Here is an 8,359-nt window from a genome sequence, read left to right as displayed (position 1 = left end):
GGTATGGCGAAGGCCAACATGGCTCTCGTCTCTCTGCATCTCGAAAGCTATTCCCATGCAAGACAACCAACACTCCGTATCTTGCTTTCGTATTCCAGAAAACACACTCGTGTCGATTTGGGATTTCACAGCAAGATACGGGGTGCCATAGACGGTAGGTGGCATTAGCCTCTTAGATCACTCATCGCCGGGGCGATTAGGAAACACGATGCATCTCAGCTCTACCTCTTTATTTCTGGAGCGTTGATACGATCGCTCGCGTCAAATCCTTGCCCAACGACTCGAACATTAAGTGAGCGGGGAGGCCCTTATAGGCTCTCGTGCTGGCAACGGTTTTTAGCAAAGTCTTTTATTGAGGATTCTCGATCAATGGCAACTCTGTACAAGTACCTAAAAGGCTTTTGGAAGCTGGCGCTCACCGCGCTCGTTCTGGCGGCGATCAATCAAGTCTTTTCATTGCTTGACCCTTTGATCTTCCGTCACATCATCGACTCGTATGCGACGCGGCACGCCGAATATACGAGTGCTCAATTCCTGCGGGGTGTCGGCCTGTTGCTGGCCGCCGCGGTCGGCGTGGCACTGGTCTCGCGCATCGCGAAGAACTTTCAGGACTACTTCGTCAACGTCATCACCCAGAAGGTCGGCGCGCGAATCTATACGGACGGTATCCGGCACTCCCTCGATTTGCCGTACACGCTATTTGAGGACCAGCGGAGCGGTGAGACCCTCGGCAAACTGCAGCGGGTCCGCAGCGATGTCGAGAAATTTCTGGCGCTGCTTGTGAACATGGTGTTTACGACGATCGTCGGACTGGTCTTCGTCACGATCTATGCTGCCAAGGTCCACTGGTCCATCGCGCCCGCGTACCTTCTCACAGTCCCGCTACTCGGCGGCCTCAGTTCTCTCCTGAGCCGTCGGATCAAGAACGTCCAGAAGCGCATTGTGACCGAAACCAACGCGCTCTCTGGCGCGACGACCGAATCGCTACGCAATATCGAGTTGGTGAAGAGCCTGGGCCTCGCGCAGCAGGAAATAGAACGGTTGAATGCGACTACCGAGAGAATTCTCAAGCTCGAATTAGAGAAAGTGCGTTATCTTCGCAGTCTCAGTTTCGTTCAAGGAAGCTTCGTCAATCTCCTGCGCACTTCAATCCTGTTCCTCATGCTCTATCTGATCTACTCGCAACGGATCACCGTCGGTCAATTCTTCTCGTTGTTCATCTACTCCTTTTTCGTGTTCGGGCCTTTGCAGGAACTGGGCAATGTTGTAAACGCATATCGAGAGACGGAAGCCTCCCTTGATAACTTCGAGGAGATCCTGAAGATGCCGGTGCAGCAACGACCCGAGCATCCGGTATCGCTTTCCTCCCTAGAGACGTTGCGCTTTGCCGACGTCTCCTTCCAGCACCAATCGGCATCGTCCCCGGCGCTGAGTTCGATCTCCTTTGACGTGTCGCGTGGCCAAACAATCGCCTTCGTAGGACCATCCGGCGCGGGCAAGACCACACTCGTCAAATTGCTCGTTGGCCTCTACCAACCCAGGAGCGGGCACATCTACTACAACGGGACGCCCGAAGACCAAGTGGCGATTGAAGACTTACGCGAGCGCATCGGGTTCGTCACGCAGGACTCCCAACTGTTCTCCGGCTCGATCCGAGAGAACCTTCGCTTTGTAAGGCCTGATGCGACGGACGAGGAGTGTCTTGAGGTCTTGAGGCAGGCGTCAGTGGAAGGCCTACTGGCCCGCGGAAATCGCGGTTTAGACAGCGTGATCGGCGAAGGGGGCGTCAAAGTCTCAGGTGGAGAGAAGCAGCGGCTATCCATCGCACGCGCGCTTCTGCGGCGGCCTGAACTGCTGGTCTTCGACGAGGCGACATCCGCTCTGGATTCCCTGACGGAAGAGGAGATCAGCCAGACAATTCGCGATGTCGCGGCTAAGCGTCATGCGATCAGCATCCTGATTGCCCACCGGCTTTCCACCGTATTGCATGCCGACTGTATCTATGTTCTCGAAAGAGGACGGATTGCTGAATATGGGAGCCACGACACGTTGATTGCAGCAAAGGGACTTTACTACGCGATGTGGCGGCAGCAAGTCGGCGAGGGGGAGAAATTCGCGACGGGGATATAGGGCTATGGCCTGCTTTTGCAACGACTGCGTGGTCAGTGGGGCGCTCCCCGCATCCCGAAGCGATCCCAGCCCATACACGCTAACGAGAAGCGGGGGCGGAGGGCAGCAGGGACTACTGCCAGCCGCCGCCCAGAGCGCTGTAGAGCCCGACAAGCGTCAGAGCCTCGCTTTGTTCTGCAATCGCAAGATTCAACTGTGCTGCGAAGAGGTTCGAGTCAGTCGTGAGCACTTCGAGGTACGCGGTCGCGCCGCCCTGGTAGCGGAGCCTCGCGAGGCGCGTCGCGTCCTGCGCAGACCCGACCAGCTTCTCCTGTTGCTCCCTGTATGCTCGTTGTTTGTTCGAGGCGACCAGCGCATTCGATACGTCGCGGAGCGCGCCTGCGATGGTCTTCTGATAGCTCAGCACCATCTCCTGCTTGGTAGCCTCGGAGAGCTTCAATTGGCCGTGAAGTTTGCCGCCTTCGAAGATCGGCTGGGCTAGCTGGCCGAGACCGGCGATGGTCCGCGAGTTGCTTCCGAAGATGGTGGGAAAGCTGTCCCCTCCAACGCCCGCCGCCGCACTCAGGGAAAGCTGCGGGAAGAACTGCGCACGAGCGACGCCTACGTTCGCGTTGGCCGCCTTCAGGGTGGCCTCCGCCTGCCCGATATCGGGCCGGCGCTCCAGGAGCTGGGAGGGCAGCCCTGTGGGTAGAGACTCCGGCGGAGGAGTCAGCGCATTCGGATCGGTATGGGCTATTGGGCCGGGGTTTGCACCCAGCAACAGGCTCAACGTGTTCTCTTGCTGCTGGATCTGCTGCTCAATCTGAGGGATCTGCGAGGTTGCTGTGAAGAGAAGTTGCTCGGCCTGGCGCACGTCAGAGAGCGGGGCGGACCCACCGCGCTCGAGCTCGGTGGTCAACTGTACGGAGTCCTGCCGCACCTTGAGCGTCTGTTTGGTGATCTCAAGCTGCTTGTCGAGTGCGCGGAGCTGGACATATGTCGTGACGACGCTCTCGATGAGCGTCATGCGCACCGCGCGCTGCGCCCAGACCTGTGCCAGCAGTTGATCGCGCGCAGCTTCCGTCTGCTTGCGGTAGAGACCCCAGAAGTCAGGGGTCCAGCTGGCATTCAGCGCGAAGAGGCCTTCAGCGATAGGGCTGCTGAAGGAGCCGCCGCTACCCAGCGATGGTATGTCTACGCCGATGCCCGTGCCCCCCGCGGTGATGGTGGGAAACTGCTGGGAACGGGCCACCTGGACCTGTGCCTGCTGCTCGAGTATGCGTTGCGCTGCGATCCGGACGTCATAGTTGTTCGCGAGCGCGGTGCGGATCAAACCCTGCAGCTCAGGCTCCCGGAAGACCTCCGTCCATCGTCGATCGCCGATCGAGGTTTGGCTATCGCCGTCCACGAGTGTGCCGTCCGCGCCCTGGAAGGCAGGCGGCGCTGGGTATACCGGTCTCTTGTACTTGGGGCCGACGTTGCAGCCGACACTGGCCACAGCGATTGAACCGATTGCGATGATAGAGGTGGCGCGGTTGAGCCAGGCCAAAGGTGTGTTCGTCATTAGCGACCTCCCAGGGTCGGCGGTGTGGGGCTGCTGCCAGCGGCTTCGATGGGGTCTGGGTCGGCCTTCGAGTCCATCGTGGTGCCCTTGCCGCCGCGCCCGAAGCGATGCGACAGGTACTCGACGACCGAGAAGGTCACTGGAATGAAGATGAGGCCGATCGCGGTCGACAGGAGCATTCCGCCAATGACGACGGTGCCGAGGATACGGCGGGATGCCGCGCCCGCGCCGGTCGCAGTCCATAGCGGCAGGCAGCCGAAGATGAAGGCGAGGGCCGTCATGACGATCGGGCGGAAGCGAAGCTTCGCGGCGCTCAGCGCGGCTTCCGAGATGCTCATCCCGGACTCGTAATTGGCCTTGGCAAACTCAACGATGAGGATGGCATTCTTGGCGGAGAGACCGATCAACATGACCACGCCGATGGTCGCGAAGATGTCGTTCTCGAGCAAGCGTATGTGCAGCGCCACATAACCGCCCAGGATCGCGACCGGCGTGGTGAGCAGCACTGAGAACGGCAGGGTCCAGGATTCGTATAGCCCCGCGAGGATGAGAAACACGAAGAGCAGCGACAGCCCGAAGACGGCGTAGGAGGGCACGCCCTTCTGCGCCTTGTCTTCCTGGTACGACATGCCGGAGTAGTCATATCCCGCGCCGGGCGGCATCGTCTCGGCGAAGGTCTTTTCGAGCGCGGCCCTTACCTGGCCGGAGCTGTAACCCGGCTTGGCACTGATGTTGATCTGCGCTGCGTTGAACTCGTTGAAACGGTAGATGTACTCGGGGCCGGTGGTCTTATGCACCTGCACGAGTGAGCCAAGCGGGACTTGGCTGCCGTTTGCGCTACGCACGTAGAACTTGTTGATATCGTCGATGTCGGCTCGCGAGCTGGCTTCCGCCTCAACATAGGTCTGCCATTGGCGACCGAAGCGATTGAAGTAGTTCACGAGATAGCCGCCCATGAAGGTGGACATCGTCGTGTAGACGTCCGACAACTGGACCTGCTGCTGCAGGACTTTCTCCTGGTCGACGTCCGCGTAGAGCTGAGGTACCGCCGGCGAGTAGGATGGCATAGCGAAGGCCACCTCGGGGAGCTTGTTCACGGCGCCGAGGAACGTTTGCAGATTTTTCGTGAGGATATCCGGATCGTCTTGACCGGAGCGATCCTCGAGGATCATGGTCACACCGCCCGAGGTTCCGATACCCGGGATCGACGGTGGCGGGAAGGCGAACGCGATGCCATCGGGATTGCCGGCAAGCTGTTTGCCCAGACTTGCGTTGATGTAGTCCAGTTGCTCTTCCTTGCTCTTGCGTGCCTCCCAAGGCTTGAACGCGACGAAGAAGAAGCCTTGGTTGGTGCTCTGGACCTGCGTGATCAATGAGAAGTTGGTGATGGCGATAACACTCTGGACGCCCGGGGTTTTGAGCAGAGAGGCGGTGATCTTCTGTTGCGCTTCGTCGGTGCGCTGTGCTGAGGCTCCGTCCGGAAGCTGGAGGGCGAGGAACATGTACCCTTGGTCCTCGGTCGGCAGGAAGCCGCCAGGAAGGCTCGAACCAAGGAACACCGCGGCCACTGCGATCAGCGCGATACCGATCATCGCAAAGTACGATTTGTGGATCAGCACCCCGGACGTGCGGACGAAGCTGTCCGTCGTGCGGCCGAAGAATCTGTTGAAGATGCCGAAGACCTTGCCGAGAATGCCGGCTTTCTTCTGTTTGTCCTTCGGTTTCAAGAGCAGCGCGGCGAGCGCGGGCGAGAGGGTGAGCGCGTTGAAAGCCGAGATCAATACCGAGATGGCGATCGTGACGGCGAACTGTTGATAGAGCCGCCCGGTGATCCCAGGGATGAAAGCGGTTGGAATGAAGACAGCCGCGAGAATGAGAGCGATGGCTACGACCGGCCCACCAACCTCTTCCATGGCCTTGATGGTGGCCTCCTTTGGTTCCATGCCCTCGTCGATATGGTGCTCGACGGCCTCAACGACGATGATGGCGTCATCCACTACGAGGCCAATCGCGAGCACGAGACCGAACAGCGATAGCGTGTTGATGGAAAAGCCGAGCGCCGGGAAGATGATGAAGGTTCCGATGAGCGAGACCGGCACGGCGAGCAGTGGGATCAGCGTGGCACGCCAGCCCTGAAGGAAGATGAAGACCACGATCACGACAAGGCCAAGCGCCTCGAGAAGCGTGATGACGATCTCATGGATACCTGAGCTGACTGCCTTGGTGGTGTCAAGCGGGATGTCATACGAGATGCCCTGGGGAAAGGTTACCGCCAGCTCCTTCATACGCGCATTGACCGCGGCCGCAGTGGCGACGGCGTTCGAACCGGGCAGCTCATAGATGGCCATGATGCCCGACGGGTTCTGGTTGAAGCGGCCAGAGATCGCGTAAGCCTGGTCGCCAAGCTCGATTCGAGCGACATCCGAGAGGTGAAGGATGGAACCGTCGGCGTTTGCGCGGAGGATGATCTTTCCGAAATCCTCTGGTTTGACGAGGCGCCCTTTGGTGCGAACGGTATAGGTAAACTTCTGGCCCTTGCGAATGGGCTCCGCGCCTATCTGTCCAGCGGGATTCACATTGTTCTGGGTCTGGATTGCCTGGATTACCTCGGGCGCGGTAACGCCGAGTTGGGCGAGCTTGTTTGGGTCTACCCAGACGCGCAGAGCGTACTGGCCGCCGAATACCTGTACACGCGCAACGCCCTTCACTCGGGCTATTTGGTCCTGAAGGTTGATGATGGCGTAGTTAGTCAGGAAGTCCTGCGAGAGCTTATTGCCCGGCGAGTTGACGGCTACGACCATGAGTGGCGAGGCGACCGCCTTGCTAACGGTCAGGCCTGCGGTCGTGACCTGCGCGGGAAGCTGGGACTGAGCCTGGTCGACGCGGAGCTGGGCGAGAACCTGGTCGATGTTCGGATCTGTCTTGACGTCGAAGTCTACGAAGAGCTGGACGACGCCGTTGTTGGCGCTGACCGAGTTCATGTAGAGCATGTTGTCCACGCCATTCAGCTGTTGCTCGATCGGCGTGGCGACGGCTTGCGAAAGGGTCTTCGAATCAGCGCCAGGATAGGTGGCTGTGATTAGAATCTCGGTCGGGACGATCTCTGGAAACTGCGACGTGGGCAGGGTAAGCATCGACACCGTGCCGACGATGACCGTGATGACAGCGATGACTATGGCGACGATGGGTCGCCTGATAAAGAATTTCGACATGGCCTACCTTCCAACCGAGTTGGTATCAACGGGAGTGGAGGCTACCGTTGGCTCTTGATGTGGGCTGATTGGCGATCCGTCACGGAGTTTCTGGAGGTTGTCCGTGATGACCTTCGCACCCGGCGAGACGCCGCCAAGCACGAGCCAGTTGTCGCCAACCTGCGGTCCTACTTGGAGGGTGACGGCATGGGCTTTCCCGTCTGCCCCGGCCACATAGACTTGCTGCAGCCCTTGCGTTTCCACGATGGCGATCTGCGGGACGAGCAGCGCGTAGCGGCGGATTTCGGTTTCAGCCTTGACCCTGCCAAATTGGCCGGGCCGCAGCATGTTGCCAGGATTCGGAAATACAGCTGCGATGCGGATGGCCCCTGTCTGCGAGTTGATCTGGCGATCGACGAATTCGATGTGTCCCTTCTGCCCGAACACTTCGCCGTTCGAGAGGGTTAGGGTCAAGGGAACGGCCGACGCACTCTTGAGCAAGTCGCCGTCGCCTTTGCGGGCTCGCGCTGTGAGCGCCAGATACTCGGAGTCTGATATGGAGAAATAGGCCTTGATGGGATTGAGCTGCGAGACCGAAGTAAGCACGGATTGCGGGTTGACCAGGTTCCCGACCTGCATCGTGGCCTGGCCGACAACGCCTGTGACGAGCGAGCGGACCTGGGTGAATCCGAGGTTCAGCCTGGCGTTGGCGACAGATGCCTCTGCGGTTGCGACGGAGGCCTGAGCCGATTCGACCGCCGCTTGCTGCTGTGCCATCTGCTGCGTGTCGTTGTCGAGCGTGCTCTTGGCGATGGCTCGCGCCTGTGCGAGAGGGGTGTCGCGATTCACGTTGATCTTCGCGAGGTCGAACTGGGCCTGAGCCTGGGCGACCTGCCCCTTCGCTTGGTTTAGCTGCCCCTCTGCCTGAGCGAGTGCCGCCTGAAAAGGGCGGGGATCGATCTCGAACAGCACTTGGCCCTTTGATACCTGGGCGCCCTCTTTGTAGTCCTGTTTCACGAGGTAGCCGCTTGCCTGCGGCTGAATGGAGGCGTTTACGAAGCCATCGAGCGTCGCAACCCATTCACGGGTCAGCGGTACACTCGCGGGCTGAAGTTCAACCACGGTGACGGGCATCGGAGGAGGCGGACTAGCGGGGGCTGGATTCTTTCCGCAACCCGAAAGCATGCCGGTGCCGAGAGCAAATGCACCAAGGCCGACGGCGAGCCAACGACCTACGGCGGTCTCGTTCTCTTGTTCCTTCGACACAGTGTTCTCCTTTTGCAGCGGATGTTGGCGAAGCTCAGTGCGACATTCGCCTCTGCATCTCGGAAGCTATCCCGATGCCTGGCGGGAAACACCCTGTATCTTGCTTTTGAATTCGGGATTGTTGTTTCCGTCACAGCCGAACCAAGAGTTACTGAGCAAGGAACGGAGTGTGGCGAACGATGGAAGTCGATAGCCTCTGAGAACGCTCGGTACAAGAGCGCGGGAGGAC

Annotated in this window: 4 protein-coding genes; 1 reads left to right on the top strand and 3 read right to left on the bottom strand. The window is 59.6% G+C overall.

Annotation, left to right across the window (positions count from 1 at the left end):
- The first annotated feature begins 369 nt into the window (after window positions 1–369).
- Complete coding sequence (locus HDF15_RS01985) at window positions 370–2,130, top strand: ABC transporter ATP-binding protein (RefSeq protein WP_014266896.1); 1,761 nt, start codon at window positions 370–372, stop codon at window positions 2,128–2,130.
- Window positions 2,131–2,242: 112 nt separating this feature from the next.
- Here HDF15_RS01985 and HDF15_RS01980 read toward each other — a convergent pair whose 3' ends face one another.
- From HDF15_RS01980 to HDF15_RS01970, 3 genes are read right to left on the bottom strand one after another with little or no spacing between them, the layout of a single operon-like run.
- On the bottom strand, window positions 2,243–3,673 hold the full coding sequence (locus HDF15_RS01980) for an efflux transporter outer membrane subunit (RefSeq protein WP_184252569.1): 1,431 nt from the start codon (window positions 3,671–3,673) through the stop codon (window positions 2,243–2,245).
- Window positions 3,673–6,885 (bottom strand): efflux RND transporter permease subunit, encoded by a 3,213-nt coding sequence (locus tag HDF15_RS01975; protein ID WP_014266894.1) that lies wholly within the window; start codon window positions 6,883–6,885, stop codon window positions 3,673–3,675. Before HDF15_RS01975 ends, HDF15_RS01980 begins: the two co-directional genes overlap by 1 nt.
- Window positions 6,886–6,888: 3 nt before the next feature.
- A complete protein-coding gene (locus HDF15_RS01970) occupies window positions 6,889–8,130 on the bottom strand; it encodes an efflux RND transporter periplasmic adaptor subunit (protein ID WP_014266893.1) in 1,242 nt (413 codons plus the stop codon).
- Window positions 8,131–8,359: the final 229 nt, after the last annotated feature.

It is taken from the genome of Granulicella mallensis, from assembly GCF_014203225.1.
GTDB classification, from domain to species: Bacteria; Acidobacteriota; Terriglobia; order Terriglobales; family Acidobacteriaceae; genus Granulicella; species Granulicella mallensis_A.
This window is presented reverse-complemented; position numbering and strand designations above follow the sequence as displayed.

What these genes read in the sequence shown, in the direction of transcription:
- HDF15_RS01985 (WP_014266896.1), top strand. Translation starts at nt 370, where the DNA reads ATGGCAACTCTGTACAAGTACCTAAAAGGCTTTTGGAAGCTGGCGCTC.
- HDF15_RS01980 (WP_184252569.1), bottom strand. Translation starts at nt 3,673, where the DNA reads ATGACGAACACACCTTTGGCCTGGCTCAACCGCGCCACCTCTATCATC.
- HDF15_RS01975 (WP_014266894.1), bottom strand. Translation starts at nt 6,885, where the DNA reads ATGTCGAAATTCTTTATCAGGCGACCCATCGTCGCCATAGTCATCGCT.